The organism is Streptomyces sp. NPDC087901, assembly GCF_044742205.1.
Lineage (GTDB): Bacteria > Actinomycetota > Actinomycetes > Streptomycetales > Streptomycetaceae > Streptomyces.
This window is the reverse complement of record NZ_JBIUUC010000031.1, coordinates 1-26414: the sequence shown is the minus strand read 5'-3', so window position 1 is coordinate 26414 and position 26414 is coordinate 1. Positions and strand designations below refer to the sequence as shown.

The window sequence follows — 26414 nt, the reverse complement described above, 5'->3', positions numbered from 1 at the left end:
CGACATCTCGAAGCGTGAAGAACGGCCGTCTCGGCTGTCCCGGAAAGAACCGCAGATCAGCAGGTCGGGTGACGTGCGAGGTTAAACGTCAAGCTAAGAAGTCGTTGCTCTATCGATCAGGGTGAGCATCGGTTCGAGTGCGACTGCCCCGTCGGGTGATCTTTGGTCGGGCGCGCATGGTCGATGAGATCCGGTACCTCGCAGACAACGATGGGACTTGGCCCCACCGCTCGTTCATATTTTGGTCAATGGTTCCATCATGTGGGCGGCTTGGGCGTGACGATCTTGGTGCGGGCAAGATGCCCCGCATGACTAAGGAGATACGCAAGGCATACCTGCTGGGCGCCGAGCGGGCTGTGCACCTGCTGGCCACGGCAGAGGTAGCACGTTGCTGGGACAAGGAGTCAGTGCTGCCGGGGATGACGGTGGGTGGACTGGCCGGCCACCTTGCGCGCAGCGTCCTGCAGGTCGAATGGTTTCTCGACGGCGAGACAGTCGGAGCGGATCCAGTATCGCCAGTGCGCTACTACGCGCGGCTCGTCGGCACGTCGTTGCCGGACTCCGCACTCAACGTCGGCGTGCGTGCGCGGAGCGAGGAGACGGCAGCCGCCGGCCCCGCCGCCGTGGCTGGGCAGGCGCACGCCGCATGGCAAAGGCTGGCGCAACGGCTGGGCCAGGAGCCAGCCGATCGGCGAGTGGCCGTCCTTCACCGGCCTGGAGAGGAAATGCTGCTCGATGGCTACCTCCAAACCCGATGCGTCGAGTTGGCAGTGCACCTTGATGACCTGGTTCTGAGCGTGGGCGCTCAGAGCCAGACACCCGAAACCACGCTCGCTGTTGCAGTCGATGTCCTTGTCGCAGCCGCCCGTGACCGGCACGGCGATCAGGCCGTGCTACATGCGCTCGCCAGGCGCGAACGTGACGCCGACCAGTCTTTGCGCGTGCTATAAGTAGCGGTTGTCGTTCCGGACTTGAGGGGCGCGCGTCGAGGCCCTGTTCTCCCGAAGCTACAGCCCCGGTCGGTGATGACAGCGGCGTGAATTGTGTCCGCGTGAGAGTCCACTGCTCCGAACACCCCATCCGACTCGGTGGCGGGCGTGATCGTCACATTCATCCTGTCTGCTGCCTTCCCGGCTGGCGGTGACGCTGGCCGGGTGGATCAGACAGGACATTGAGGGGGCCTTTGGCCGAGCAATGCTCAAGACCTGTGGATCGGGGCTCGGGTGGCATGCGAAGGGCGTACCTTCCCGAGTGATCGATTGAAGGTCACCGAGTAGGCCGGCGTTCGCAGCGGCGGTCGGGAAGGCCCGCCCGTGCTCAGCGTAGTCAACAACGACGGCATCACGCCGAACGGATCCCTGATCGACGAGATCGTCCGCGAGGGCGCGAGGCGGATGTTGGTCGCCGCTCTGAAAGCGGAAGTCAACGCTTATATAGCGGAGTTGGCTGGTGAGCGGGGCGAGAGCGGTCACCGTCTGGTCGTGCGCAACGGCCATCACCAGTCGCGGAGGGTCACCAGCTCAGCCGGAGTCGTGGAGGTCAGGGCCCGCGCGTGAACGACAAGCGCATCGACGAGTCCACGGGCGAACGCAAGCGGTTCTCCTCGGCGATCCTGCCGCCCTGGGCGCGGAAGTCCCCGAAGATCAGCGAGGTGCTGCCGCTGCTCTACCTGCACGGCCTGTCCTCCGGCGACTTCGTGCCCGCACTCGAACAGTTCCTCGGCTCATCGGCCGGCCTCTCGCCCGCCACCGTGACACGGCTGACCGTCCAGTGGCAGGCCGACCACAGGGCGTTCATGGACCGCGACCTGTCCGCCAGGACCGCGACCTGTCCGCCACCGACTACGTGTACGTCTGGGCGGACGGCGTCCATCTGCGCATCCGCCTGGAGGAGGCGAAGGCCGCGGTCCTGGTGCTGATGGGCGTGCGGGCCGACGGCACGAAGGAACTGATTGCGATGACGGACGGATACCGCGAGTCGTCCGAGGCATGGTCCGGGCTGCTGCGGGACTGCGCCCGCCGGGGCATGCGAGCCCCGGCCCTGGCCGTCGGCGACGGCGCACTCGGCTTCTGGAACGCACTGAACGAGGTGTTCCCCGAAACCCGCCATCAAAGGTGCGGGGTGCACAAAACCGCCAACGTTCTGGACGCCCTGCCGAAGTCGGCCCAGCCCGCCGCCAAGCGCGCGATCCAGGAGATCTGCAACGCCGAGGACAAGGAGCACGCGGCCAAGGCCGTCCGCGCTTTCGAGCGCGCCTACCAGGCGAAATGCCCCAAATTCGTCAAGCGGATCACGGACGACGAGGACGCGCTGCTGGCGTTCTTCGACTTCCCCGCCGAGCACTGGATCCATCTGCGCACCACAAATCCGATCGAGTCGACCTTCGCCACGGTCCGGTTGCGGACGAAGGTCACCAAGGGCGCCGGCAGCCGGGGAGCCGCCCTCGCCATGGTCTTCAAGCTGATCGAATCCGCTCAGGCCCGCTGGCGCGCGGTCAACGCACCCCATCTCGTGGCGCTGGTGCGGGCCGGCGCCCGTTTTGAACGCGGCCATCTCGTCGAGCGCCCCGAGGAGGCCGCCGCGTGAATGGCCTCAACGGTGCCGATGACCCTTTCGCCGAGGACGAGCACCAGCGATTCGCCCGCTACCTGCACGAACTGGCCGTCGTCAGTAACGAGGACGAAGCCGATCTGGTGACCAGAATCCTGCGCGACCCGGACACGACGATGGCGCAGTCGGCCATCGTCCGCCACCTCGACCGTCGAGCGGCGCTCCTGCTGACCGACGAGGGGTTCACCGGCTGGGCCCGCGCGATGTCCGAGATCAGCGCGGAGCGGGAGTTCCTCGCCCACCGTCTGCGCGAATGGACCCTGCTGCGGTCAATCACCGTGGGCGAGCCGTGGGCCTCGGATGAAGTCACCACCGGATCCGACTGGTTCCAGCGCAAGGCCGTCGAGACCCTGCCCTCACCCGTCGTCCTCACCCTGCTCGCCGAGACCGGGAGAACCCGACGCATCCGCGCTGACGCCAGCCGCCGACTGCGTCAGCGACACCACAGCGACTGACCTGATCCACAGGTCTTGACTATTTCTCCCTTTGGCCAAGCTCCTGACTTGTTCAATTGAGCCCAGATGCTCGGTCTGCAGCCGTAGCGTTCAGGGTGCCGGTCGGCATGGGCCCGCAGTGCTCCTTGCCGCCCTCGGGCTGGCTCATTGACAGCGTGCCGCCGCCGGCCGACACCCACGCGGTGTGGCTCGACAGTGGCGTGAAGGTGACGCAGTGACTTCAAGTCGGGGTGCCCACCGCACTCCCTTCCCTGTCTCATCGAGTGCAAGGTTGACTGCTCGTGATCCTGATCGGTGTCGATCCCCACAAGTCGTCCCACACCGCCGTCGCCGTTGATGCGGCAGGCCACCAGGTGGCCCGGCGCCGGTTCGTCGTCAACGCCGGCACCTTCCGCCGGCACATGCGCTGGTGCGAGCAGTGGCCCGAACGCCGCTTCGCCATCGAAGGAGCCAGCGGGTTCGGCCGCTCGCTCGCCCAGCAGCTGGTAGCCGTATGCGAGAACGTGGTCGATGTCCCCTCCACCCTGTGAGGGCTGGGTTCCGGTCCGGGCTACGGGCCGGTGCTCAGCGAGGTCCAAGTCCTGTCCGTCCGTCGAGTAGTTCGCGGGCAATGTCCAAATGTCCGGCGTGACGCGCGGTCTCTTCGATGACATGCATGATGATCCCGCGCAGGTCGGCGAGTTCGTCTCCCAGCGGTTCGGGATGGCGTCCCTGTGGGGGTGCACACAACGGCGTGCGGGCTATCACGGCATCGGAACGGCGGCACTGGTCGTCGTAGAAGGCGAAAACCACCTGCGGCTCTCGCGGTGTCGTCAGGGGGGCATGGCCATCGGGCCATGGCAACGGCTCGGCCGCTCCGGTGACGATCTCCTGGAACCAGTGCCTCTCGGCGTATCCCAAGTGTTCTATGAGTCCGAGGGGTGTCCAGCCGGAGGGCAGAACTGCCGTGGTCAGTGCCTGTGTGTCAAGCCCGTCGACGATGGCCAGCACGCTGGCTCGCTGTGCCGCGAGGAAGGCCAACAGAGTCTTCCTTTCCGTGCCATTTGAGTTCATGGGCGCATGGTTGCAGTAGCCACTGACAACCGCGGCAGCAGCCAGCCCACCACGCGACGAAGGAGGGTCATAGCCACTCGTTGATGGCAGCGACGAGGACGGTCGCCTCGTACCGGACCGCGAGTTTGTCGTAGCGCGTGGCGACAGCGCGGCTTCTCTTGAGGCGGTTGATCCCGCACTCGACCGCGTGACGCTCGCGGTAGTCAATCGGGTCGAAGCGCGGTGGCCGGCCGCCGTAGGATCCGAGCTTTTGGCGGTTGCGGGCTGCGGACGGCACATAGGGTTTGCAGCGCGGTCGGTCAGGGGCACGTCAATCGGCGCCCAGGGAATCGGATAGCGGAGTGTTCACTGTGACGGATCTTCACAACGAAGAAGTGCTCGCCCGGATCGCCCAGGGGCTCGTCTACACCGAGTCGGAAGCAGCCTTTCAGGCCCCTCTGCGCCGCACGGAGCAGATCTTCGAGTACAACCTGACGCCACCGACCAATCCGGAGAGGCGCCGGTCGCTGCTCACCGAGATCCTCGGCTCGGTCGGTGAACGCACCGTGCTGTTGCCACCGTTCCACGCCGGGTTCGGCAGCAACGTCCACATCGGCGACGACTTCTTCGGGAACGTGAATCTGACGTTCGTCGATGACGTGGACATCCGTATAGGCGACGGGGTCATGATCGCTCCCAGCGTGACGCTGACCACGACGGGGCATCCGGTGCATCCCGCGCGCCGAGCTGACTTCGGTCGCTACTCCGAGCCGATCGTGATCGAGGACAAGGTCTGGATCGGCAGCAACGTCGTGGTCCTGCCCGGCGTTCGCATCGGATACGGATCCGTCATCGGTGCCGGCAGCGTCGTCAGCCGCAGCATTCCGCCGATGACCGTTGCACTCGGAACACCTTGCCGGGTGGTCCGCCACATCACGGACGAGGACCTCACCACACGCACCGCCGGAAGCGAGATCGGCTAAGTAGCCGTTGTCATGCCGGCTGGGCCGTCTGATCGCCGAACGTCAGTTCCCGCTCAGCTGTCTTCCGGCTCCCTCGCGGCAACTCTGGGGGTCCCCTCCTTCGACTGTAAACGTCACAATTTCGACTCCGGCATCGGAGGACAAACCGGGATAGTGGCTCTGGAGGCCCGTCTTCAGCTCGTCGCTGCTTGTGCCGCCATCGAGCCGAGTCTGTGCGGCGGTGAGGCCATCGAGCCGGTGGTGTTCGACGCTGGTGACGGTGCCGTTCAACGTGCGGTGGGCGTCGTCGTCCTCGAAGAGGAAAGTTGCGGGACATGGTGCGATCGGATCGTCGTAGCGGACGGTGGAGGTCTTCCGCGCGGTGGCGATGGCCTCGTAGTAGCGCTTGTGGAACCGAACAATTCGGTGCGCTGCGGCATCGGGGAAGAAGTAGGTGTCCGGTAGAAGCTTCCGAATCGGGCGCAGTGTCGGCCCGGCGCCGGTCGGTACCGCGACGAAGACGTCGGGATGGAGGTCGAGAAGCGCCTGGCCGCAACGACCGCACGGCGGGATGAGGCCGCGACCCTGATCTCCCGCGGCGGCGATTGTGACGAGAGGGCCAGCTCCCGCTGCTGCCGCGGCACCGAGTACGACCAGCTCGGCACACGCTCCGCCGGTGAAGTGGTAAACGTTGACCGCCTCATGGATCCTGCCGGCCGTGTCCATCGCCGCTGCGGCCACGCTGGACGCGGTCCACTACCTGGTCGAGAACGGAACCAAATGGCGGGCGATGCCGGCCGACTTCCCGCCGTGGGAGCGGGTTTATGCCTTCTTCCGGCTCTGGCGCTCGCACGGTCTGATCGTCGAATTCCACGACCGGCTGCGGGGGAAGATCCGCGAGAAGGCGGGCCGCGACCCGGAGCCGAGCGCCGGTGTGATCGACTCCCAGTACGGTGAAGGCGGACGCCGTCGTCGGCGCGGACAGCCGCGGATTCGACGGCGGCAAGCTGATCAACGGCCGAAAACGGCACGCCGTGGTCGACGCACTCGGTCTCCTGCTGGGTGTGATGGTCACCGCCGCGGACACCGGCGACCGCGCTGCCGCCCAGGTACTTCTCGAACAGGTCACCGGCGTGTACCACCGGCTGGAACTGATCTGGGCCGACGGCGGATACACCGGCAGCTTCATCAACCACTGCCTCGCCACGCTCGCGCTGGTCCTGGCGATCGTGAAAAGAGGCCGGGCGTGCTTCAAGTTCAGCACGCCGGCGGCTGACCGAGGCTTTTCACAGCTTTGTCGATCGTGGACTTCCTGCGCAAGCCGTCTCCCGGGCTGCCGATGGCGGCCCGTAGCCTTCCTCCATGCAGGCAACTTTGATGATCTACGACGGCACAGCCGCACCCGATTCGGAGATACCGCGTACCGGTGGCGTGCCGCTGGCCCCAGAGGGGTTCATCTGGCCGTTGTGCGGCGACTGTTGTGGAGGGCCGATGCAGTTCTTCGCTCATCTGCCGGTCGAGTACGGCGTCCTGTCGGTGTTCCTGTGCCAGAACAATCCGGGCTCCTGCGAGTCGTGGGACGCGACGGCTGGGGCCAATCGGGTCTTTCTGTTCCCGCCTGCGGGACTGGTGGCGGTGGCCGTACCGGAGAGTGGCGTGACACTTCTGCCGGCAGTCTCGGCGATCAAGACCCAGGTCGTGACGCTCGAACCCGAGACGGGCGACGACGACGAGCTCCCGCCCGATGCGTACGACCTCGCCCGTTCAGGGTGGGAACGGGAGCCCGGCGAATGGTTCGGGAAGCAGCGTGAGGTGCTCGGATCGCTCGGCGGCAGCCCCTCCTACCTGGAGGACGACCGGTTGCCAGGGTGCCCCTCCTGCTCCGGCACGACGGAGTTCGCGGCACACCTGGAAGAGGGGATCGACCGGCAGACCGCGATGAACCTCGGTGGCCAGTTGGGCTACGTCTTCGTGTGCCGCCCCTGCTCCGAGGGCGCCTTCCTCACGGACTGACGACCTTGCCGTCCAGCACGCCCTGGAGACGGCGCGTCCCCGCTGGGCGGCGGCGGTGTCAGCGGTGCGCACGGCGGCAACCGCGCGCACCGGCCGTAACCAGGGAGAAGTGTGTGCTGCGCCGGACTAACTCCGCAGCGGCGCTTGGCCGGACGTCTCGATGCCGGCCTCACGGAAGTCCTCCAGGGTGGAGGCGATGGTGTCGGGGGCGACGCCGACGGAGTAGTCCAGGCGTACCCGGGTACTGAAGCCCGCCGCGGCGGCGTCCAGCGCGGTGGCGCGCACGCAGTGGTCGGTTGCGATGCCCACCACGTCGACGTCCCTCACCTCGCGGGCCCGCAGCCAGTCGGCGAGGGAGGTCCCTTCGGCGTCCGCACCTTCGAAGCCGCTCTTGGAGGCGCTGTGGGCGCCCTTGAAGAAGACGGCGTGGACCTTGCCGCCGGTCACGGTGGGGGCGAAGTCCGGGTGGAACTCGCCGCCTTCGCCCCCGGCTACGCAGTGCACCGGGAAGCTGTCCTTGAAGTCCGGATTCTCCGAGAAATGGCTTCCCGGGTCGATGTGGTGGTCGCGGGTGGCCACGACGTACTGGTAGTCACCGCCCGCGCTCTGCTCCACCAGGTCGGCGATGGCGGCGGCGATCCGGGCACCTCCTGCGACAGGAACGCTGCCGCCCTCGCAGAAGTCCTTCTGTACATCCACGACGATCAAGCCTCTGCTCATGGCGAGCACCTTTCACGATCAAACGGCGGAGAGAACTGCTGAAACAGCCGGGCGTGCGAAGGGGCCGCCCCCAGCACCGACGCCGGCGAGCAGGCGACGACCGGGCTGCACCGTTCGACGCTGCCTTCGCCAGGGCATGCGGCGAACACCTTCGACGTGTCCAGCTTCGCGGGGGCGGCGGTGAACTGCCAGCGGAACTCGGTCGCCACCCACTCACCTCCGTACCGGCGCTGCGCGTTCGGGTTGCTCTCGATCGGGCGGGAGGTCGGATACGAGGGATGCGCCCGCATCTTCATGGCCGGGGTCACTGCCGAGGCTCATCATCCGTGCCGGCGCCGGCGCCGGCGCCGGGGGAGGGCTGGGGTGGCACGCGGCCTCGCGCAGCGGCGAACCCGGACTCGTGTCCCTCCACGAACGGGCAGGCGTTCCGCCCGGGCCGGCTCGGGAACCGTTCTCCCGGATCCTGCGTGACCACGTGTGTTGCCGGCTGTTGGTGAGGGGACCGAATGAGGGCTCGGGCGATGATGAGCATGGCGGTATCGGCCTGTGTGGCGCTGGTGGCGTGCGCGTGCGGTCCGGAGAATGCGAAGGAGGACACGGACGCGAAACCTTCGCGGTCGTCCGTGGCTACGCGGTCTGAAGAGCCGTCGGCCACACCGTCCGGGTCCGCTCGGCCAGAGAAGCCGTCGGCCGAGCCGACCGGTGACCAGCCCGCGCCCAGGACGAAGGAGGGCGCGATCCAGCGGTACGAGCAGTACCTCCATGCCTTGGGCCGTGAGGACATCGACAAGGTCTGCGAGGTGGCCGGGCCCGCCGCGCGGAAGGCGCAGGACCAGGGATTCGGCCCGTGCGCGTCGACGTACGCCGTCGTGTTCCAGATGATGTCGTCCACGCAGAAGAAGGCCCTGCGAACCGCGACGGTCGACCCGCAGCGCATTGTCGTGCGCACGCCCGACAAGATCGATATGCCGGTCGAAGCGGTCAGGGCTTCAGCAGCCTTCTCCGAGAGCGACCTCGGCAGCTACACCCTGGAGTACCTCAAGAACGATTGGTACATCACCGACTGAATCCGATGCGCCGTGAGCGGAGCCACCCGTGGGACGGTGCCGCGCGTGCGCCACCCGGCGGCCGGTCGGCCGGCCCTCGACGGAGCCTTCTGCCTGCACCGTGCGATCGGCTGTCCCCGCCCTCGTGTGCGGCCGCGCCTGGCGTGCCCCGGGGCCATGCGCCGCCGGCCGTGAGGCTGGTGGTCGTCGATTGTCTTGTACCGGACCGGTTCTCGCGTGGTTCGTGGAGGACAGTGAGGGGATCAGATGGATCAAGGTGACGCCGTGAGGTGATGGAGGGCGTCGCCTGCCTGTCTGCCTCGGCGCGCCGTCGAGCGATCAGTCTGAGGAGTTGATCGATCTGCTCGGGGAGACGGCCGAGGCCGAGCACGACCCGGCCCGGCGCGTGTTCTCGCAGGGTTCCCGGACGGTTTCGGGCGTCTTGAGGATGCATCCTGATTGGCCTTTGCAGGAGCGGAGCAGGACGCGCTTGCGCAGGAGTTCGCATCCTGCGTGGCCGAACATCCGGCGTCTGTACCTTGATCCGGCTGAGGCGTTGAGACCGTGTGCCATCGAATGCTGAACACCCACTCCGAGGACGGCCTTCTGGCGAGGTAGACGCCGGGCTGGGATGGGCAGAGCAGGGGGCGGAACTCGGCACGCTGGGAGGGGCGAGGCCGAGTACCCGGCGGCTCACTGATCGACGAGATCGAATAAGTCCCGAAGTCGATCCCTCTCCGGCGGTCGCGGTTAAATCACGGCGGAACAAGACCCCTGTCGACCGCAAGCCCATGTGCGGAAAAATGACCCTTCATGGAGGGGTTGAGGGACAATCTGCCCCGTTCTGCGCTGCGTTTTCCTTTTGAGTCCGACTGAGGGCCCGCCCGGGAAGTGATATGCAGTCACGACCTCCGAGGTCCAAACGGATTGGCGAGGAAACAAGCAAACGAGCGAGGGGATTCACGGATGGCGCCAGTAGCTGCCGTCCAAGGTAGTTTCACGTATCAGTCTCAATGCCCTTCCCCGTGGGGATTCACTCTGACTCCGAAGGCCATATAGCAGTCCGGCTCAATGCTCTTCTCCATGATTTCGTCCTCATGTGGACCGTGATTTCTGGAACCACGGTCGACATAGTCCGGTCCGCCTTCATCGTCACACTGCTCGGATTCACCTGGTATACAAGTGTGTCCACTTCCGCCGGGGCGGGGGGGCATCGGCCCCGCCTTTGCGGTCCCGCATTCATTCTGAGCGCGGGGCCCAGCCCCCTGCCGCCCACGCTCGCGGCATCGAGGTACTGAAGCCGGCAGTGGGCCCCGGTGCCATGGGGAGCCCTCACTCTCTTCCTCCCGCGCTTCTCTGTACCCAGGGGCATTGCAAGATCGAGATCTGTCTGGGGTTCGGCACGTGAGGCCGAGGGCTTGTGGGGACTGGTGGTAGTCGCGGCCGGTGTGGCATACGGCGCCGGCGACGTTGGGCCGGCCGTCTTGGCGGAAGACGCTGGTGTCGAGATTGCGCAAGGCCGCCATGGTGCGGGACAGGGTGCCGGTGCGGATCTTGGAGTCGTCCTCGCGGAACGTGCGGCCCCGGACGTGGTGCAGGAGGTTCTCGATGCCCGAACGCCCCTGATCCAGGTCGCGAGTTCGGTGCAGCTCGGGTCGAAGAGGCTCAGGCTGGTGATCAGGCAGACACGCTCGATGGCAGTCCGGGAGCCCACTTTCTCCAGCGCGGTGGGGAAATGGGTGACGATGTCGGGGCAGGCGCGGTATCGCTCTCATTTCATGGGTTTCGGCAGCCACATGATCACCGGAACCGTGCCTGCTCTGCCGTCCGGTCCCCTTTGTCGCACACCGGGCATGACGCCACGTCGCTCATGAACCCGGCGAACCGGACGGCCCTGGATTACGCAGTATTCCTGCACCCTTGATAAGGCGGTCGTGATGAATTAATAATTGCGCCAAGCCCGCCGCGGCAGATCCAACACCCTGATCTGTGCGGGTTGTTGTGACCTTGTCCGTATCGGGGCCGGTGAGGGATATGAGTCCCGTTTCCGATTGGAGATCACATGGCTGAGCATGCGGAACACGAGGAGCCCCTGTTCGAGGAGTTCGACCACGCGGTCTACGCGCGTTGTTCGAACAACAACATGCCCATGTTCGCAACCTTCGTTCCGTTGAACGAGGACGAGCAGGCCGTGGTGGACGAGGCGCTGGCGCTGTCCTGACCGCCTCGCCCGTATGGGCCAGGCTCCGCTGGTGCGGGCGTCCGCCCGCACCAGCGGAGCCTGGACGCGGCAGCACGACCTTCGAGGAGAGCAATGTACGGCGCCACACCTCTGCTGCTGAGCACCTCCGCGACGCTGCTCGCCGGCGACCGGGTCTTTGTGGGGAACCAGCCCGACGACTTCGCCGTAGGGCCGCTGTCCGGGCCGGCCGACGAGGTCTGCGTGCTGGGCCTCGGCTACGGAGGGTCCCTGCGCCCCCTGCTGACGGCGTCTCCCACGAGCCGAGTCACCGCTGTGGACCTCGACCCCGACATGGTGACGGTCACCCGTGCCCTGTTCCAGCAGCACTTCCCGCAGGCGGAGTTCCGTACCGAAGTGGCTGACGCCGCGACGTTCCTCGACGGGGGGCGGCGCTACGACCTCCTGCTCATCGACGTCTACGCCGGCGAGTCGTACCCCTCCTTCGTCCTCGACGCGGCCTTCTGGAGGTGCGTACGCGGCGCCGTTACGGCGGGCGGTACCGTCCTCCTCAACGCCTGGGGCCTCCCCAGCCACCTGGACCCCTTCTCCCCGCCCTCGCCGCAGCACACCCTTGCCGCGCTCCTCGCCCCCCTGTGGCCCCAGGCCCGGTACCTGCCGTGCCGCCGCAACATGACCGTTGTCCTCCGCGACACCTGGCCCGACCCGGAGACCGGATTCCCCCCGCTCGCCGCCGACCTCGACGAGCGGCTGACGCCCGCCGACGCAGCCATCCTGCGTATGCAGAGGCTGCGCCTGCACCGGGCAGAGCCCTTCCGCGTTCCGGACGGCGGCCTCGCGGACCCGGCCGACTCCGTGGACGTACCTACGACCCCGGACCAGCTGGACGCCGAGATGGCCCGGCGGTGGCCGGCGATGCTGGACGCCGTCCGCGCGCACGCCGACGCCGCCGGCGTCGACGCCTCGGTCGTCGGAACCCGTGCCTTCTACGACCGTCCCGACATCGCGGTCCCGGCCACCCTCGAACTCGCCCGCCGCGGCCATCCGGCCGCCGCCCTGCTGCCCAACGTCGCCGCCTCCCTGACCTTCGCAGGCGACACGTCGCTCGGCTGGTACGGGGAATGGATGGCGGACGAGGCGGAGAAGCTGGCGGCGGAACTGCCGGACTGGCTGGTGCGCACCGCCCTCCCGCAGGCGCTCGCCATGGCGGCGAACCCGCTCGTGCCGGCCTGGCCGTGGACTGCGACGCTCCTCGAGCGGACGACCGCGCTGGCAGCCGCGCGATGACCGAGACGCCCGTGGCCCGGACGACTCGACTGCCGTCGAGGTTCTGGCTCTTCTGGTCCTGCCTGACCGCAGGCGGTGTCGCCGACGGCATGACCCTCATCGCCCTGACCTGGTCCGCCTCCACCGTGACCGACAGCGCACTGCAGATATCGCTGGTCGCGATGGCGGAGCGGCTTCCCTGGCTGTTGTTCGCCCTCCCCATGGGCGCCGTCGTCGACCGGATGCCCCGCATCGCGCTGATGGCCGCCGCCGGAGCGCTGCGCGCGGCCGCCATGCTCTTCCTGGGCCTCCTGCTGCTGACCACCGATGTGTCCATGGCGGCGCTGATGGCCTTCGCCGTCTTCTTCGGGACGACCGAGGTCGCCTACGGCATCGCCGCCGACACGGCCGTCCCCCTGCTCGCCCCGGAGAAGGCGCTGTCCCGGGCCAACGGCCACATTCGCGCCAGCCAGATCCTCTCGAACGACTTCGTCGGCCGCCCTCTGGGCGGACTGCTGCTGAAGGCGGGCCTGGCCGTACCGTTCCTCGGCAACGCGCTGGTCAACGGTGTCTCCGCGGCGGCCCTGCTGGTGATCCGTCGTCGCGGGGACGATCCTGTGGTGACGTCCGCCGGGCGCGGCCGGTTCACTGCCGAGATCGGCGCGGGCCTGAAACTGGTCCGGGCCGAACCGATCCTGCAGATGCTCGCGCTCAGCGCGGTGGTGCTGAACACGCTGTACGCGGCCATGCTCGCCGGCCAGGTCCTCTTCGTCCGGGACACGCTCGGCCTGGGCTCCCTCGGGTACGCACTGCTGCTCTCGGCGGCCGCCGTCGGCGGAGTCGCCGGAAGTCAGTACGCGCGCCGGCTCCTCGAACGCCTCGGCACGGAGAAGTCGCTTCTCACCGCGCTGCTCACCATGGCCCTCTGCTTTCTGGGCGTGGGCCTCGTGCCGACCGTCCCGGTCGTTGTCGTCCTCTACGCGGTCGCGTCGGCAGCCGTCGCCTTCTGGAGCGTCAGCACCCTCACCCTCCGCCAGCTGTCCGTGCCCGACGGCACTCTCGGCCGGGTCAACGCCACCTTCCGCATGGTCACCTTCGGGATGAGCGTTGCGGGCATGCTCCTCGGCGGCCTCCTGGTGGAGGCCACCTCCGGACCCCTCGGCCAGGAGCAGGCCCTGCGGGTCCCGTACTGGGTGGCAGGCGCCGCCTACTTGCTGCTCCTTGCATTCCTCAGGCCGCGCCTCCGGCACGGCAGCGCCGACGTACGAGAGGAAGGAGACCTGCGATGAACAGAACGCTGCAGGTCGTCGACGACTTCTACGCCGACCCCGACCGGGTGCGAGCCCTGGCCCTGGAGAGGGGTGACTGGTCGCCGCAGAAGACCGACAACGGCCGCACCTACGACGCGGAGACGTACAACTCCTTCGCCGGCCGCGGGACCGCCGACACCTTCGCGGAACTGCTGGGCATACAGGTGCGGCACGACCCGGCACGCATGGGCTTCGGGGTCTTCGCCTTCACCGGCGACGACGCTAACGCGCCGCTGACCACTCACTTCGACGACACCGACTGGGCGGGCATCGTCTATCTGACACCTCCCGACCGGTGCCGGGGTGGCCTCTCCTTCTTCCGTCACCGCACCAGCGGACTGACCGGACCACCCGATGACGGCCGTGCGGCGGAGCTCGGATACCGCGACCGGGACCACTGGATCGAAGACGTCTACTACCCGGACAAGGTGCGGCCCGACGCGTGGGAGGAGATCTCCCGAGTCTCCATGGTCTACAACCGCCTGGTCCTCCTCAAGGGCAGCGTCCTCTTCCACCGCGCAAGTTCCGGCTACGGCACCTGCCCCTCCGACGGGCGGCTCGCCCAGCGATTCTTCTTCGACGAAGCGAGGTCCCAGTGATGCGCAGCAGACTGATCGTCGTCGACGACTTCTACGCCGACCCCGACGGCGTGCGTGCCGCTGCGCTCCGCTCCGACTTCCGCAGCGCCAGTCGCTACAACTACCCCGGCTGGCAGAGCAGCAAGGCGCTCAGCACGGACGCCCTGCAGCGGGCCATCGAGAACACCGTGGGATCGCCGGTGCATGTCGACGGCGACCGGCTCACCTGGGGCGGCTTCCGGGTGATCACCGAGGAGACGGGGCGCGGCAGCAAGGTGCACGCCGACACCGCCGTCGACTGGGCCGGCATGGTGTATCTGACGCCCGGTGCGCCTCCGTCCGCAGGCACCGGATTCTTCCGGCACCGCGAGACCGGCTTCACCCGGCCGCCCTCCGACCGGGTGGCCCGCTCGCTCGGCTACGCCGACGCCGACGCGTTCGAGGAGGGCGTCGCCCGGCGCGACATGGCGGACCTGTCCAAGTGGGAACTGGTCGACTGGGTCGCGCCCCTCTACAACCGGCTGGTGCTCTTCCGCGGCTGCGAGTTCTACCACGCCCCGCTCGGCGGCCTCGGCGACCGCCCCGCCAACGCCCGTATCACCCACAACTTCTTCTTCAACGAGATCAGCCCTGTCCCGTCCGCCGTCAGGACGATGCCCGCCGCCGCGGAAGCTGTGGCCCGGTGACCGCGCCGCGCGTCGAGCGCGCACTCGACGGCGACCTCCTGATTGTCGAGAACTTCTACCAGGACCCCGACCGCGTACGGGAGATGGCCCTCGCCGCCGAATACCGCGACTTCGGGGAAGCGGCGAACTTCCCCGGCAAGGAGAGTGCCAAGGCCTTCGCCGGCGACGGGCACGCCCGCAGACTCGCCGAGATCGTCGGCACGCCGGTCCACCACGACCCGAGCCGGTGGGTCTTCGGCAAGTTCCGGGTGGCGACGTGTGCGGACGCCGGACGAACCCGCGTGCACCTCGACTTCGTCGACTGGACTGCGGTGGTCTACCTCACCCCGCCTGACCGGGCCCAGGGCGGACTCGGCTTCTACCGCCACCTCCCCACCGGCTTGGACAGGGCGCCCGGCCCCGAGGAGCTGGTACGCCTCGGCTGCCGCAGCAAGGAGGAGTTCGACCAGCGGTACGTGCTCCGCGACACTGCCCGCGAGGACCGGTGGGAAGCCCTCCATCAGGTGGACCTCGCGTACAACCGCTGCGTCGTCTTCAGAGGCGGACGGCTCTTCCACGGCATCACCGAACTGTTCGGCGAGGAAGCCGCGGAAGGAAGGCTGACCCAGAACTTCTTCTTCATGACCGAGACGCCCGATCAGGGCCTCCGGGACGACGCCGAAAGGACCCGGGCCCATGCGTAGCCTGCTCGACGTGGTGCTGACCGAAGCCGGCGACGGCACGACGGAGCCCGGCACCCGCGCCCTTCTGCCGCTGGACGGCCGCATGCGGGGACCTCGCGGCGCCGATCCCGTGCTCTGCGGCCCGCTGCCCGCCGCCGGTGTGCCCCTGGCGCGAACCGCCGCCGAGGTGGCCGCCCTCGGCCTGGGGATGCGGACCCTCGCCCTGATCGCCGAGGAGAACGCGACCCTGCGGGCCGTGGCCCTGATCGACGGATGGCTCCTCCTGCGGGGCCATGGGGCCGGCATGGACCTCCGGGGCGCCGACCTCCGGGGATCCGACCTCACCGGAGCCCGCCTCACCGGCGCCGACCTGACCGGGGCCGACCTCTCGGGAAGCCGCCTGGAAAGCGCCGACCTCGCGCGCACGGTGCTCCGTTCGGCCGATCTTTCGGGTGCCTCCCTGCGCAGGGCCAGCCTCTTCGGCGCGGACCTGACCGAGGCCGACCTGCGGCGCACCGATCTGCGCCACTCCGACCTCCGCCAGTGCACCTGCGCCCGCACCGCCTTCCGCGGAGCGGACTTCTGGTCCGCGTACGTGTGGGACGTCCCCTTCGACGAGGCGTTCACCGAGGGCGCGGACATCGAGCGCGCGGACTACCGGGGAACGCACCTGCCCAAGCCCGAGAACGCGCGCGTCTGAAAGGGCGGACGACCATGACCACGGCTGAGTTCCTTGGCCTTCCCCCCATCCCCTCACGAGCACCGCTCCGCACCCTCCGGGTCGCCCTGGTGTGCATGCCGTGGGCCTCCCTGGACATGCCGTCGATGGCGATCAGCACGCTCGCCCCCGTCGCCCGGAGCCTGGACTTCGTCGAGGCCGTCGACACCGTCTACGCCAACATCCGCTGGGCCGACCACGTTCACGAACGCACGGGAGGCCGGATCGGCAGCGCCGACTACCGGCGCATCGTCGACGGGTACTACGTCGCCACCGGCGAATGGGTGTTCTCGCCCGCTCTGTACGGCTTCGAAGAACCCGTCGGCTCCCCGTTCCACACGGCCGCGACCTCCGGCGGCGCCGACCTCGCCGCCGCCGCGGAGATGTACCGTCTCAGCGCCGGATTCGTCGACCGGCTCGCCGACGAACTGGTCGCCGGCGGCTACGACATCGTCGGCATGACCAGCACCTTCGACCAGAACATGCCGAGCCTCGCGCTGGCACGCGCCCTCAAGGAACGCGCCCCCGACGTGATCACCGTGATGGGCGGAGCCAACTGCGACGACGTGCAGGGGACCGCGCTGCACCGCAACTTCGGCTGCCTGGACTACGTGGTCCGCGGGGAGGGCGAGCTCGTCCTCCCCACCCTGCTGCGTGTGCTGGCGGCCACCGTACCCGGCCAACACCCGCCCGCGCCGGAGCTCTCCGCCATCCCCGGCGTGTGCTGGCGCGACGCCGACGGTGCGACGACAGCCAACCCGCAGCCCCGCTCCGTCGTCCCGGTGGACGCCATCCCCGAGGCCGACCTCAGCGGCTACTTCGACACCTTCACGGCCGCCCGGTCCGTCGCCGACGTGGAACCCAAGATCCAGATCGAGGGCGGGCGCGGCTGCTGGTGGGGAGCGAAGCACCACTGCACCTTCTGCGGTCTGAACGGATCCCTCATGGCGTTTCGGGCGAAGTCCTCCGACCGCGTCCTGAAAGAGATGGAGAACGCCGTCCGCCGGCACCAGATGCTCGACGTCGTCTTCGCCGACAACATCATGGACATGGGATACCTCCGCGAGCTGCTGCCCCGGCTCGCGGAGCAACCCTGGGACCTGCGCCTGTTCTTCGAAATCAAGTCCAACCTAGGAATGCGGCAACTGAAGGTCCTCGCCGACGCCGGCGTGGCACAGGTCCAGCCGGGCATCGAGAGCCTCAGCACCCACGTCCTCGACCTCATGCGCAAGGGCGTGACCGGCTGGCAGAACGTCCGTCTGCTCCGCGACTGCCGCACCGTGGCCGTCTTCCCCGGCTGGAACCTCCTCTACGGCTTCCCCGGAGAAACCGAGTCCGACTACGACGAGATCATCGAGCAGATGCCGGGACTCTGGCACCTCACCCCGCCCGAGGGCGTCTACCGGGCGGTCCTCACCCGCTTCAGCCCCTTCTACGACGACGCTTCGCTCGGCCTGGAGAACCTGGGCCCCTCCGGACTGCTCAAAAAGGTCTACCGCCTCCCGGCGGAGGAGGTCGCCGACATCAGCTACATCTTCGAGAGCGAACCCGCCGGCCTCGGCGAGCCTGCCGCGCAGCGCCTGCGGGCCGCCGTCGACACCTGGCGCGACAACCACCAGGGCCGACGCCTTGTAGCGGTCACCGAGGGCGACGCGCTGCGCGTCGTGGACGAGCGGACCACCGCGCCCACGGAGGAACGGATCACGGACCCCCTGCTCGTCGCGACCCTCCTGGCCACCTGGAAGGGCCGCTCGCCCGCCGGCGTGCTGCGGGAGGTGACCGCCCGCGGCCACCGAACGACCGAGGACCAGGTGACGGAAGTACTGGAGGAATGGCGGGAGAGACGCTGGCTGTTCCGCGAAGGAGGCCGGTACGTGGCCCTGCCGACGGGACTCGACCATGAGTGAACGCACCTCCACAACCCGCCGCTCCACCCTCCTGGCACGTCACGACCCCGACGAAGGACACACCCGGGACGCGCTGGCGGCCCACGCCCGCCACGGCATGCGCGGCCTGCTGATCGAACGTCCCGTGCGACTCGACGCGGCCGAACCGGCGGCCACCGCCCGCTTCCTGCACCTGCTCGTGGAAGCGGCGGGCGTCGGCCTCCGCGTCTACTGGGAGGGCAGCCTCGACGGCGTGCCTGCCGGCCCACTCCGCCACCTCGACCCGCCGCGGGAGAACGGCGCATCCCTCTGGGCAGTCCCACCGGGCCCGCTCCTGACGGTGCGGCGCGGCCCGGATTTCGTCACGGTCGAGGACGCGCGCGACCCCGGCGCGCCCCGCCGTTTCGTCCTCCCCGACCTGCCCTACGGGGAACTCCTGCGCCGGTACGCCGCCCCCACCGCCCCGCGCCCCTCCGACCGCCGCGGCCTGGCCGAGTTGGAGGCACGGGACCTCGTCCTCAGGCTCGGCGGAGCTGGCGAGGAGCTCTGCCTCACCCTGCCGCTGCGTTTCGCCTACGCGAGGCCCTGACCGTGCGGGTACACGACACCGCTGCCCACGGCCGGCTGGTCTCCACCCGGCTGGCGAACGGCCTGACCGTCGTCGCGCAGGAGGACCGGGTCCTGCACGGACTCCACGTCCACCTGCGCTACGACGTCGGGTCCCGGCACGAACCGCTGGGGCTGCACGGGGTCGCGCACTTCATCGAGCACCTCATGTTCGAGGGAACGCCCGGCCACCCGGACTTCTTCGGCGAACTCCAGCGCGGCGGCGCATGGGACGTCAACGCCTCGACCAGCCAGGACCGCACGGCCTTCTTCATGACGGTGCCGACCGCCCTGCTGCCCCGGGCCCTGGCGATGGAGGCGGACCGGATGGCGCACCTGCCACGCGCGCTCGATGAGGCGGCCCTCGCACGGCACTTGGCGCTCATCCGGCGTGAGGAGGAGGAGCGCACCAGGGGGCCCCTCGCCGAGGCGCCCGGCCACCTCTTCGCGGACGCGTTTCCGCCCTCTCACCCCTACCGGCACGTCTCGATGGGCGACACGAAAGCACTCGCCCGGTTGACGCCCGAGCGCGTGGCCGCCTTCCACTGCGAGCACTACCGGCCCGAGCGGGCCACCCTCGTCGTCGTCGGCGACCTGCCGGCCGAGACGGCCGTCGACGCGGCCGCCGCGTCCCTCGGCACCGTGGACCGAGGACCCGCCCCGCCCCTGCACCCGCCGTCGTCCCCGTCCCCACCCGGCCACCCGGCGCGGTCCGATGACGCACGTAGCCGCGCCGACGCCGACGGTGGTGGCACCCGGTGGGCGGTCTGCCCGCCCGGGATCCCTCCTCAGGTGTACGTACTCGCCCACACCGCTCCGTACGGGACGAGGGAACATGCCGCCACGACCGTGCTCGCGGCAGTGCTCGGCAGGGGCAAGGGCAGCCGGCTCTTCCGCCGGGCCGTGCGCGACGCGCGCGTCGCCCGCCCAGCCACGGAGCTCACGGCTGCCTGGCACCTCGAACGCGACAGCTCCGTGATCTTCGGATCGGCTACCGCCACTCCGGGGACCTCCGGGGCGCAGCTCCTCGCGGGCGTTCAGGAGATCCTCACCTCGGTCGCCCACGGGCTCATCCCGGGCGAACTGGAGCGTGCCGTGCGGCTGGTCCGCCGGGAGCAGCTCGAACGGCTCGACGACCCCGCCGCGCGAGCGGAGACGTTCGCCACGCACGCAAGCCTCCACGGCGATGCGTGGAAGGCCTACGCGACCGCCGAGGCGATAGCCGACGTCACCGAGGAAGAAGTGGTGCGCTCCGCCCGGGAGTGCCTACCCTCGGCGACATACCTCGTCTACGACCACCCCGCCCGGAACACTCCGGAGGCAGCCGCGTGACCGCGCCCCCGACCGTACCGCCGAGACCGTCCCGGGCCGTACCGCCGGCCGCGTCCCCCGCCACGCCGCCTGCCGCACCGGCGCGGCTCCGGACACAACTGGTTCCCGTTCACCTGCCGGGCAGGCTGACCGCCGTCGCCCACCTCGTGCTGCACATCGGGAAGACGGGCGGCCCGCCGCTCCCGGAGGCCACCGCCCGCGTCTGGGCGATGCTGCTCCGGCGCGGCGGCGGCTGGTACGGGGGAGCGAGCATCGAGGACGGGCTGGAGGACCTCGGCACGACCCTCACCGTCGACGTGGACCGGCACGCGATCCGCTGCGTGTTCCGCTCGACACCGGAGCTGCTCGCTGACGCACTTGCCCTACTGGCCCGGACCGTCGAGGCGTTCGCCCCCACGGCTGACGAGATCGACGCGTTCGTGAGCCGCTGGCACCGGGCCCGCACCGCGGTCCGCCGCACCCACGGCGACCCGTCCGGCTCCCTGCTGAACGCCGCGCTCTTCCCTCCGGGCGAGGACCGGCTCACACGCGACAGCACGGCGCAGGCGACCGACGCGCCCGAGACGATCGACGCCGAGACCGTACGCGCCCTCCACCGGCGCGTACAAAACGCCCCCCGCGACCTCGTGATCGCCGCCGACCTCGCTCGCGTCGACCTGCGGGCCCTCGTCCGATCCGCACCAGCGCCGGCCCGCGCCCCGCACTCCGCGCCCGCCCCCTCGGACCGCCCGGCGTACACCCCGGAACCGATCGGGCCACCCAAGGCGCTCACAGTGCGTCGCGGAGCCGCCGGCTCTCCCTGCGTGGTCATGATCGGCATCAGGGCACCGGACGGCACCGGCGACCTCGCCTGTCTCGAACTCGCCCGGCTCCTCCTCACCGCAACCCCCTCGTCCCGGCTCACCCGGACCCTGCGCGAATCGTCCGGACTGGCCTACGCGGTACACGGCGACATCGTTCACGAAGGCCCGCTGTCCGCGCTGCGCTTCCGGTTCGAGGTCCCCGCCGAGCAGGCGCCCCAGGCAGCCATCGAGGCGCTGGACGTCGTCTTCGGCCTGGCCACCCGCGCACCGTGCGAAGAGGACCTCCGCGAAGCGGTCCAGGCGCACCGCTGGGACGGGGCCGGATGGGGCAGTCCCGCGGCCGCGGCGGCGGCCGGAGCCTCACGGGCGACGCCTGCCGCGGAGCGACCGGCCGGGGGAGGCCCGCTCGCGGGCCGCCGGTTCACGGAAGTCACCCCCGACGACTTCCTGCGAGCCGCCACGGAACTGATCGAACCCGAACGGGTGGCCGTCGTCATCGACGGTGCTGCCGGCGGCGCGGACGCCGTGGTGGCAGCCGTGGCAGACGCCGCGTGGAACCGTCCCGGCACGAGCGCCCTCGCCGCTTACATCCGACTCGTGACCGCGTCGTCGGCCGTGAGAGACGATCTGAACCATGGAGGGCTGGGGAAGGGCGCTGGAGATACTTCCCGACAGAGCCGGGCGGGACGTCGCCTTTGAACCCTTGCTCGACGAGCTCCTTGCATTTTTCTGCCCTGACTGGGAATTGCCGTCGATCATGGAAGGAGAGCATCAGTACCACCGCACCCCGTCGACGGGGACGGGCAGCGGCAGCTCCTGGAGGACCAGGTGCCAGGCGCCGGCCTGCGCCTACGGTGTGCAGGGCGGGGAGCCGGCGGGGTCGTGGTGGCAGTCGACCAGGCGGGCGACGCCGATCACGGCCCCGGTGGTCAGCTCCTGGTGGCGGATCGTGCGGGCGACCAGCGGTTCGCGCAGCATGGCGGTCTCCGGTTTCGACTTCCCGGCATGGAGTAGGACCCTGCCTCGCCAGCTCCAGGACTTGGGCCTGTTCTCCGGGCCCTTCCCTGCGAGGATGCAGGTCGCCCAGGGTTGGCGGACCGTGATGCCGCGGAGCCGGTCGCCATCGGGCAGGATCAGGGCGCTCATGCTGCCCGCCCCCACGCGGATGTGCCCGGATGGCCGGCCCTGCGTCCGAGGATGGCGCGGCCGGTGTGCTTCTCGTCGTAGAGCGCAGCGTCGGCCGCCCTCTGTAATGCGGTCGGGTCGCGGGTGCCGTGCACGTCCGGCGTCGCGGTGCCGACCGACGCGGCGGCGTCGACCGTGCGGCCGTCGTCCAGGACGACCGGGGCGTGCAGCATCCGGACCAGCTGCTCCAGGCACTGCGCGCGGCGGCCGGCGGTCAGCTCCAGGACGACAGCGAACTCATCGCCTCCGAGGCGGCCGGTCGGGGCGCGCGGGCCCGCCCAGGCGGCGAGCCGGGCCCCGATCGACGCGAGGACGGTGTCGCCCGCCGCGTGCCCGAGGCCGCTATCGATGTCCTTGAACCTGTCGGCGTCAGAAACGCGCGAGTTCGCGGATTCCGGGAGCGGCAAGACGACGAGCCCAGTCGCTTGCCCACCGTGGAGGCGGCGTTGGGAGCGAGTTCGACTGGCCACTAAGCGCTGGGCCGGCCAGATGAAGATCCGTATCTTGGCGACATGATGGATGAGGGAGAACCGAGACTCCTTGTGAACCGGTGGGGCGACACATCGGACCCGGCTTCTGTAGGACGCGCGTCCTACCGGGATGAGTGTGTGTGCTTCGACCAGGCCAGGCCGCATCCGCGAGCCCGTGTCGGTTTCCACGCCGAACGCCAGGACACCTCGACCGGTGGGTGGCGACACTTGCTGGACTTGATCGACGAGGCTGCGGACGACGGGCGGGAGGAGTTCCGTCCTCTGGTCGAACTCAGTGCTGAGGAACGGCGGCAGGTCATCACCCTGCCGGCGAGCATCGCCAAACTGACGGCGGTCAAGCACTTCGTGCTCTACGGCAGCAACCTGGTCCGGGTACCGCCCGAGATCGGTGCAATGACAAGCCTGGAGGAGCTCACCCCCTACACCTCGTACCGGCTGCACTGGTTCCCCTACGAGATCATCAGGTGCTCAAAGCTTGCTCGGAGCACGGTGAGCACCCGCGCACTGTTCGGGAACTACAAGGTCCGTCCTCCTTTCCCTCGACTGCAGCCGCCGCAAGTCTCCGTTGCTGATCTCGACCTGAGAGCGCTTGATGCCCGGCGCTGGGGTACTACAGCCATCCGTGGATGCAGTGTCTGCGATCGACCGATCAAGCAGGGCGGGCTCCACCAAGTGTGGATCTCCCTGAGAGTGGCCACCGATGTCCTGCCTCTCCTCGTCAACGCCTGCTCGACAACTTGCGTTTCCGCCCTTCCCTCCGGCGCCGAGGAGCACGTGCAACTGCCGCACACAGGCGGCAGGGTCAAGCAGCCGCCGTCCGACTGGGACTGACTCCGTACAGGTGTGCACTGACGCGCTGACACGCAACTCCGCAAACTTCCAGTCGCTGTGATTCGATCAGGAGCCGAACGGTCAGCGGGGGAGCCAGGCTGTCCGCTCTGGATACAGGCACCAGGCAATCCGCCCCGGGGCGGCCGCCATGCTTCGTGGAGGACCACATGGCCCGCAAGTCCGCATGGTCAAACGCGTTGGCGAGGCCCTGGAGGACACCTCCATCTTCGGCGCCCGGGCCCGTGAGGTAGTTCGTGGCCGCGGCGTGCAGCGACCGCCGGGGGTGAGCAGTGAGGTGGCGGGGCTGAGCGTTTCATCTGGCGAGCAGAGCGATCACAGCTGAGGCACCAGAGCCGACATCGCGGCGAGCGGTAGCGACGGGTTGGCCGCTGCGGCTTCCACCACCCGCCAGTCGGGATTGGCGAGTAACTCCATGATGACTTGCGGTGGAAGGGCCGGATGGCTGGCGGCTAGGGGCCGTGCCCTCCTGTCTGCCAAACAGTTGTGCAGCGCCGGGCCTGTCGCGTTGCGGTGCCGGGCGATCTCGCGGAACGCATTCTGTACCGGGGGTTCGTGCCGGGTCAGGTCCTCCAGCAGCGCCGGAGTCGCGTCCGGGTTGGCTGCCACCTTGGCGATGACACGGACTCCGTGCCTGTCGACCATGGCACGCAACTGCGCTTCGGAAAGGCCTGGGTGCGAAGCAATGGACTTAACCACTTTCGCGTCGGGGTCGGTGGCCAGCGCGCCGCGGATTCTTGCCGGCAGATCTCGTCGTTGAGCCACGAGCATCCGCGCGGCCGCCTCCGGCGACTGGGCGAGCTCCTCTACCTCGGCGGGAGAGGCGGCGGCGATTCGTGGCAGCAAGGTTGCGCCGATCTTGGTGGTGCCCGCCAGGCGGATCAGTACGTCGAGCGGCACGCGCGGATTGTGGGCGAGCCTGCGCTGCACGTCGTGGCCACGGTCGCTGGCTAGCGTTCGGATCAGGGCGTCCTCGATCGCGGGATTCTCGGCGAGGTCGGCTCGGACACCAGCGTGGGGGTCCTTGGCGAGCCGTCCGTATACCTCCGACGGCAGGTCGTGGCGAGCGGCGAGTGCCCAGCGAAGCAGCGGTGACGGGTGATTGACGAAGGGGATGACGGCGTCGGTGGGTGTGGCAGGGTTCTGCAGTGCCATCTGCTGCGTCTCGTGCACGGCGGACTGGTGGGCGCCGTCGCATGAGTCACCCGGCAGCAGGTCGCATTCGTTTCGCGGGCATCGCGGGTCGCGTACGAACGGCGTCTCTTCGCGGTCACAGACCAGGCACTGCTGCGCCGGGGGCAGGCCTTCGCTGGTGAGCAGCGCCGCCAGGATGGGTGGGGGCGTCGCCTCGTTGGCCGCCGCTGCGCGGCGGACCTCGGCATGTGGATGCCCCGCGAGCCTGCCGGCAACTGAAGATGTAGTCCACAACGCGAGCTCCGCGACGACCCGTACGTCCGCGTCAGCGGCAAGCGTCTCCACCACATCGGATGGGAGACCGGAACAGGCAGCCAGCCTCTCCCGGTGCTCGCAGACTGGATCCTTCGCGAGGAGGCGCGCCCATTCCGGGCTGTCAACATGCTCGCAGAGCAAGGCGAGGGCGGCGTGCGGCTGCGCAGTGGGATCGATGTCGGCGGTGGTCAGCCGGCCCTCGTACGCAAGCCATGCGGCACTCTCCTCGACGCGCGATGCCAGGGCAACCGCCTGCGCACGGCTGAGGTCCTCGCGACGAGCGAGGTCCGCGGCGACGTCAGCGTCCGCGACCTCGATCAGCCGGTCGACCAGCTCGGACGGCAGGGCGGCATTGGAAGCCAGCCCGCACAGGACATGGTTCACAGAGAGCATCCTGCCTGGACGGTGACCGAATGGCTCGCGTATTTCGACGTCACCGGGATGTTGGCGACACCCGGACAAGTCCATGCCCTTGGGTATCGGGTGCGATCGCGTAATGCCCGATGCCGCCCAGGATGGACTCGTGATCGGAATCAACTGGAGTGGGCCACGCCTGGTCGGCTACCCCAAGGAGGTTCTTTCCCGGCTAGTGTGATGCGCCGGAAATCCTGTGGGTTAGTAAGTACCGTGTCGTCATGTCGAATTCGGGGCCTTCTGCTGTGGCGATCACGTTGTCCGAGGCCGAGCGTGCCGAGTTGTTGCGCCGGACGGAGGTGCCGCACCGGCGCTTGGCTGAGAAGGCACGCATCATCCTGGCGTGTGCTGACGGCATGTCAAACGCAGGTGTCGCACGGCTCGTGGGTGTCCAGGCCAAGACGGTCGGCAAGTGGCGTCGGGCTTTCGCGGCGGAGCGGATGGCCGGGCTTGAGGACGCCGGCTGGATTGGCCGGCCGAAGGCCGACCTGATCCTCGACGAGACTGAGCGCAGGCAGCTGCAGGAGTGGGCGCGGCGGGCCAAGACCGCCCAGTTCCTCGCGTTGCGATCCAGGATCGTGCTGCGCTGCGCGGAGGGCGGGACCAATCAGCAGGCTGCGGCCGACCTTGGCATCGACAGGTCCACCGTGGACCGCTGGCGGGCCCGGTTCATCGCAAAGCGCCTCGATGGCCTGCATGACGAGCCGCGCTCGGGCCGGCCGCCTTCGATCCTCCTCGACCAGGTGGAGGAGGTCGTCGTGGCCACTCTAGAGTCGGTCCCGGGCCAGGACACGCACTGGTCGCGGGCCTCGATGGCCCAGCACACCGGCCTGTCGAAGTCGACGATCGGGCGAATCTGGAAACGGTTCGACCTCAAGCCCCATCTGCAGGACTCCTTCAAGCTGTCCACCGATCCGCAGTTCGTAGCCAAGGTCGTCGACGTTGTCGGCCTGTACCACCACCCGCCCGAGAAGGCGGTCGTGCTCTGCGTGGATGAGAAGAGCCAGATCCAGGCGCTGGACCGGTCCCAGCCGGTGCTGCCGATGATGCCCGAACGCCGCACTCACGACTATCTGAGGCACGGCATCACCAGCCTGTTCGCTGCCTTCAACATCGCCGACGGCACCGTCATATCGGCACT

26 protein-coding genes and 2 pseudogenes are annotated in these 26414 nt (G+C 68.9%); 21 read left to right on the top strand and 7 right to left on the bottom strand.

Annotated elements, in window-relative coordinates; genetic code table 11:
- Positions 1-308: 308 nt before the first annotated feature.
- From ACIOEW_RS40015 to ACIOEW_RS40000, 4 genes and pseudogenes are all read left to right on the top strand, one after another.
- Positions 309-950: a maleylpyruvate isomerase N-terminal domain-containing protein gene (locus ACIOEW_RS40015; protein ID WP_362547330.1), complete on the top strand. Its 642-nt coding sequence runs from the start codon at positions 309-311 to the stop codon at positions 948-950.
- A gap of 363 nt (positions 951-1313) precedes the next feature.
- A pseudogene (locus ACIOEW_RS40010) lies at positions 1314-2586 on the top strand (IS256 family transposase).
- Positions 2583-3065: a hypothetical protein gene (locus ACIOEW_RS40005; RefSeq protein ID WP_401970399.1), complete on the top strand. Its 483-nt coding sequence runs from the start codon at positions 2583-2585 to the stop codon at positions 3063-3065. The pseudogene ACIOEW_RS40010 and the gene ACIOEW_RS40005 overlap by 4 nt, the downstream one beginning before the upstream one ends.
- 281 nt (positions 3066-3346) lie before the next feature.
- Entirely contained in the window at positions 3347-3595 is a 249-nt protein-coding gene (locus ACIOEW_RS40000) for a hypothetical protein (protein ID WP_401970398.1), read from the top strand.
- A 34-nt stretch (positions 3596-3629) separates the two neighbouring features.
- On the opposite strand, the gene ACIOEW_RS39995 is transcribed toward ACIOEW_RS40000, so the two are convergent.
- On the bottom strand, positions 3630-4118 hold the full coding sequence (locus ACIOEW_RS39995; RefSeq protein ID WP_401970395.1) for a DinB family protein: 489 nt from the start codon (positions 4116-4118) through the stop codon (positions 3630-3632).
- A 350-nt stretch (positions 4119-4468) separates the two neighbouring features.
- Between ACIOEW_RS39995 and ACIOEW_RS39990 the strand changes: the two genes are divergently transcribed.
- Positions 4469-5080 (top strand): sugar O-acetyltransferase, encoded by a 612-nt coding sequence (locus ACIOEW_RS39990; protein WP_401970394.1) that lies wholly within the window; start codon positions 4469-4471, stop codon positions 5078-5080.
- Between the two features lie 42 nt (positions 5081-5122).
- On the opposite strand, the gene ACIOEW_RS39985 is transcribed toward ACIOEW_RS39990, so the two are convergent.
- The gene (locus ACIOEW_RS39985; RefSeq protein ID WP_401970392.1) at positions 5123-5800 is read right to left on the bottom strand and encodes an ASCH domain-containing protein; all 678 of its coding nucleotides are present in this window, start codon (positions 5798-5800) and stop codon (positions 5123-5125) included.
- Between the two features lie 212 nt (positions 5801-6012).
- On the opposite strand from ACIOEW_RS39985, the pseudogene ACIOEW_RS39980 reads away from it, so the two are divergent.
- Positions 6013-6195 (top strand): annotated as a pseudogene (locus tag ACIOEW_RS39980) (transposase); the annotation flags it as partial.
- A gap of 226 nt (positions 6196-6421) precedes the next feature.
- Positions 6422-7072 (top strand): hypothetical protein, encoded by a 651-nt coding sequence (locus ACIOEW_RS39975; protein ID WP_401970390.1) that lies wholly within the window; start codon positions 6422-6424, stop codon positions 7070-7072.
- Positions 7073-7198: 126 nt separating this feature from the next.
- On the opposite strand, the gene ACIOEW_RS39970 is transcribed toward ACIOEW_RS39975, so the two are convergent.
- Positions 7199-7792 carry an isochorismatase family protein gene (locus ACIOEW_RS39970; RefSeq protein ID WP_401970388.1) on the bottom strand — a complete coding sequence of 198 codons (594 nt, stop codon included), beginning with the start codon at positions 7790-7792 and terminating at the stop codon, positions 7199-7201.
- Positions 7789-8100 carry a hypothetical protein gene (locus tag ACIOEW_RS39965; RefSeq protein ID WP_401970387.1) on the bottom strand — a complete coding sequence of 104 codons (312 nt, stop codon included), beginning with the start codon at positions 8098-8100 and terminating at the stop codon, positions 7789-7791. The genes ACIOEW_RS39970 and ACIOEW_RS39965 overlap by 4 nt, the downstream gene beginning before the upstream one ends.
- Before the next feature lie 315 nt (positions 8101-8415).
- On the opposite strand from ACIOEW_RS39965, the gene ACIOEW_RS39960 reads away from it, so the two are divergent.
- The 12 genes from ACIOEW_RS39960 (at position 8416) to ACIOEW_RS39905 (ending at position 21584) form a co-directional block, all read left to right on the top strand.
- A complete protein-coding gene (locus tag ACIOEW_RS39960) occupies positions 8416-8859 on the top strand; it encodes a hypothetical protein (protein WP_362547357.1) in 444 nt (147 codons plus the stop codon).
- 2041 nt (positions 8860-10900) lie between these two features.
- Positions 10901-11059, top strand: a complete 159-nt coding sequence (locus ACIOEW_RS39955; RefSeq protein ID WP_351003050.1) for a hypothetical protein — start codon at positions 10901-10903, stop codon at positions 11057-11059.
- Between the two features lie 93 nt (positions 11060-11152).
- Positions 11153-12325, top strand: a complete 1173-nt coding sequence (locus tag ACIOEW_RS39950) for a spermidine synthase (RefSeq protein WP_401970385.1) — start codon at positions 11153-11155, stop codon at positions 12323-12325.
- On the top strand, positions 12322-13593 hold the full coding sequence (locus ACIOEW_RS39945; RefSeq protein WP_401970382.1) for an MFS transporter: 1272 nt from the start codon (positions 12322-12324) through the stop codon (positions 13591-13593). The genes ACIOEW_RS39950 and ACIOEW_RS39945 overlap by 4 nt, the downstream gene beginning before the upstream one ends.
- A complete protein-coding gene (locus ACIOEW_RS39940; protein ID WP_401970380.1) occupies positions 13590-14213 on the top strand; it encodes a DUF6445 family protein in 624 nt (207 codons plus the stop codon). The genes ACIOEW_RS39945 and ACIOEW_RS39940 overlap by 4 nt, the downstream gene beginning before the upstream one ends.
- Positions 14213-14878, top strand: coding sequence for a DUF6445 family protein (locus ACIOEW_RS39935; protein WP_401970378.1), 666 nt, complete (start codon positions 14213-14215; stop codon positions 14876-14878). Before ACIOEW_RS39940 ends, ACIOEW_RS39935 begins: the two co-directional genes overlap by 1 nt.
- A complete protein-coding gene (locus tag ACIOEW_RS39930; RefSeq protein ID WP_401970376.1) occupies positions 14875-15561 on the top strand; it encodes a DUF6445 family protein in 687 nt (228 codons plus the stop codon). Before ACIOEW_RS39935 ends, ACIOEW_RS39930 begins: the two co-directional genes overlap by 4 nt.
- Positions 15554-16240, top strand: a complete 687-nt coding sequence (locus tag ACIOEW_RS39925; RefSeq protein ID WP_401970375.1) for a pentapeptide repeat-containing protein — start codon at positions 15554-15556, stop codon at positions 16238-16240. The genes ACIOEW_RS39930 and ACIOEW_RS39925 overlap by 8 nt, the downstream gene beginning before the upstream one ends.
- Before the next feature lie 14 nt (positions 16241-16254).
- Positions 16255-18165 carry a RiPP maturation radical SAM C-methyltransferase gene (locus tag ACIOEW_RS39920; RefSeq protein WP_401970373.1) on the top strand — a complete coding sequence of 637 codons (1911 nt, stop codon included), beginning with the start codon at positions 16255-16257 and terminating at the stop codon, positions 18163-18165.
- Entirely contained in the window at positions 18158-18733 is a 576-nt protein-coding gene (locus ACIOEW_RS39915) for a DUF5825 family protein (RefSeq protein WP_401970371.1), read from the top strand. Before ACIOEW_RS39920 ends, ACIOEW_RS39915 begins: the two co-directional genes overlap by 8 nt.
- 2 nt (positions 18734-18735) lie before the next feature.
- Positions 18736-20082 (top strand): M16 family metallopeptidase, encoded by a 1347-nt coding sequence (locus ACIOEW_RS39910; RefSeq protein WP_401970369.1) that lies wholly within the window; start codon positions 18736-18738, stop codon positions 20080-20082.
- Positions 20079-21584, top strand: a complete 1506-nt coding sequence (locus ACIOEW_RS39905; RefSeq protein ID WP_401970367.1) for an insulinase family protein — start codon at positions 20079-20081, stop codon at positions 21582-21584. Before ACIOEW_RS39910 ends, ACIOEW_RS39905 begins: the two co-directional genes overlap by 4 nt.
- 150 nt (positions 21585-21734) lie before the next feature.
- Here ACIOEW_RS39905 and ACIOEW_RS39900 read toward each other — a convergent pair whose 3' ends face one another.
- Positions 21735-22031, bottom strand: coding sequence for a hypothetical protein (locus ACIOEW_RS39900; protein WP_401970364.1), 297 nt, complete (start codon positions 22029-22031; stop codon positions 21735-21737).
- On the bottom strand, positions 22028-22477 hold the full coding sequence (locus tag ACIOEW_RS39895) for a diguanylate cyclase domain-containing protein (protein ID WP_401970362.1): 450 nt from the start codon (positions 22475-22477) through the stop codon (positions 22028-22030). The genes ACIOEW_RS39900 and ACIOEW_RS39895 overlap by 4 nt, the downstream gene beginning before the upstream one ends.
- A gap of 300 nt (positions 22478-22777) precedes the next feature.
- Here ACIOEW_RS39895 and ACIOEW_RS39890 point away from each other — a divergent pair, with 300 nt between their 5' ends.
- The gene (locus ACIOEW_RS39890; RefSeq protein WP_401970361.1) at positions 22778-23392 is read left to right on the top strand and encodes a leucine-rich repeat domain-containing protein; all 615 of its coding nucleotides are present in this window, start codon (positions 22778-22780) and stop codon (positions 23390-23392) included.
- Positions 23393-23725: 333 nt separating this feature from the next.
- Here the strand turns inward: ACIOEW_RS39890 and ACIOEW_RS39885 are convergent, their stop codons facing one another.
- Positions 23726-25243: a hypothetical protein gene (locus ACIOEW_RS39885; protein WP_401970360.1), complete on the bottom strand. Its 1518-nt coding sequence runs from the start codon at positions 25241-25243 to the stop codon at positions 23726-23728.
- Between the two features lie 251 nt (positions 25244-25494).
- Between ACIOEW_RS39885 and ACIOEW_RS39880 the strand changes: the two genes are divergently transcribed.
- On the top strand, positions 25495-26414 hold a 920-nt coding region (locus tag ACIOEW_RS39880), incomplete at its 3' end, for an IS630 family transposase (RefSeq protein WP_401970358.1).

Excerpts from the sequence above, each read along its gene's own strand:
- ACIOEW_RS39950 (WP_401970385.1), top strand. The coding sequence starts at position 11,153 with ATGTACGGCGCCACACCTCTGCTGCTGAGCACCTCCGCGACGCTGCTC.
- ACIOEW_RS39945 (WP_401970382.1), top strand. The coding sequence starts at position 12,322 with ATGACCGAGACGCCCGTGGCCCGGACGACTCGACTGCCGTCGAGGTTC.
- ACIOEW_RS39995 (WP_401970395.1), bottom strand. The coding sequence starts at position 4,118 with ATGAACTCAAATGGCACGGAAAGGAAGACTCTGTTGGCCTTCCTCGCG.
- ACIOEW_RS39940 (WP_401970380.1), top strand. The coding sequence starts at position 13,590 with ATGAACAGAACGCTGCAGGTCGTCGACGACTTCTACGCCGACCCCGAC.
- ACIOEW_RS39900 (WP_401970364.1), bottom strand. The coding sequence starts at position 22,031 with ATGAGCGCCCTGATCCTGCCCGATGGCGACCGGCTCCGCGGCATCACG.
- ACIOEW_RS39955 (WP_351003050.1), top strand. The coding sequence starts at position 10,901 with ATGGCTGAGCATGCGGAACACGAGGAGCCCCTGTTCGAGGAGTTCGAC.
- ACIOEW_RS40015 (WP_362547330.1), top strand. The coding sequence starts at position 309 with ATGACTAAGGAGATACGCAAGGCATACCTGCTGGGCGCCGAGCGGGCT.
- ACIOEW_RS39920 (WP_401970373.1), top strand. The coding sequence starts at position 16,255 with ATGACCACGGCTGAGTTCCTTGGCCTTCCCCCCATCCCCTCACGAGCA.
- ACIOEW_RS39925 (WP_401970375.1), top strand. The coding sequence starts at position 15,554 with ATGCGTAGCCTGCTCGACGTGGTGCTGACCGAAGCCGGCGACGGCACG.
- ACIOEW_RS39970 (WP_401970388.1), bottom strand. The coding sequence starts at position 7,792 with ATGAGCAGAGGCTTGATCGTCGTGGATGTACAGAAGGACTTCTGCGAG.
- ACIOEW_RS39935 (WP_401970378.1), top strand. The coding sequence starts at position 14,213 with ATGCGCAGCAGACTGATCGTCGTCGACGACTTCTACGCCGACCCCGAC.
- ACIOEW_RS39975 (WP_401970390.1), top strand. The coding sequence starts at position 6,422 with ATGCAGGCAACTTTGATGATCTACGACGGCACAGCCGCACCCGATTCG.
- ACIOEW_RS39915 (WP_401970371.1), top strand. The coding sequence starts at position 18,158 with ATGAGTGAACGCACCTCCACAACCCGCCGCTCCACCCTCCTGGCACGT.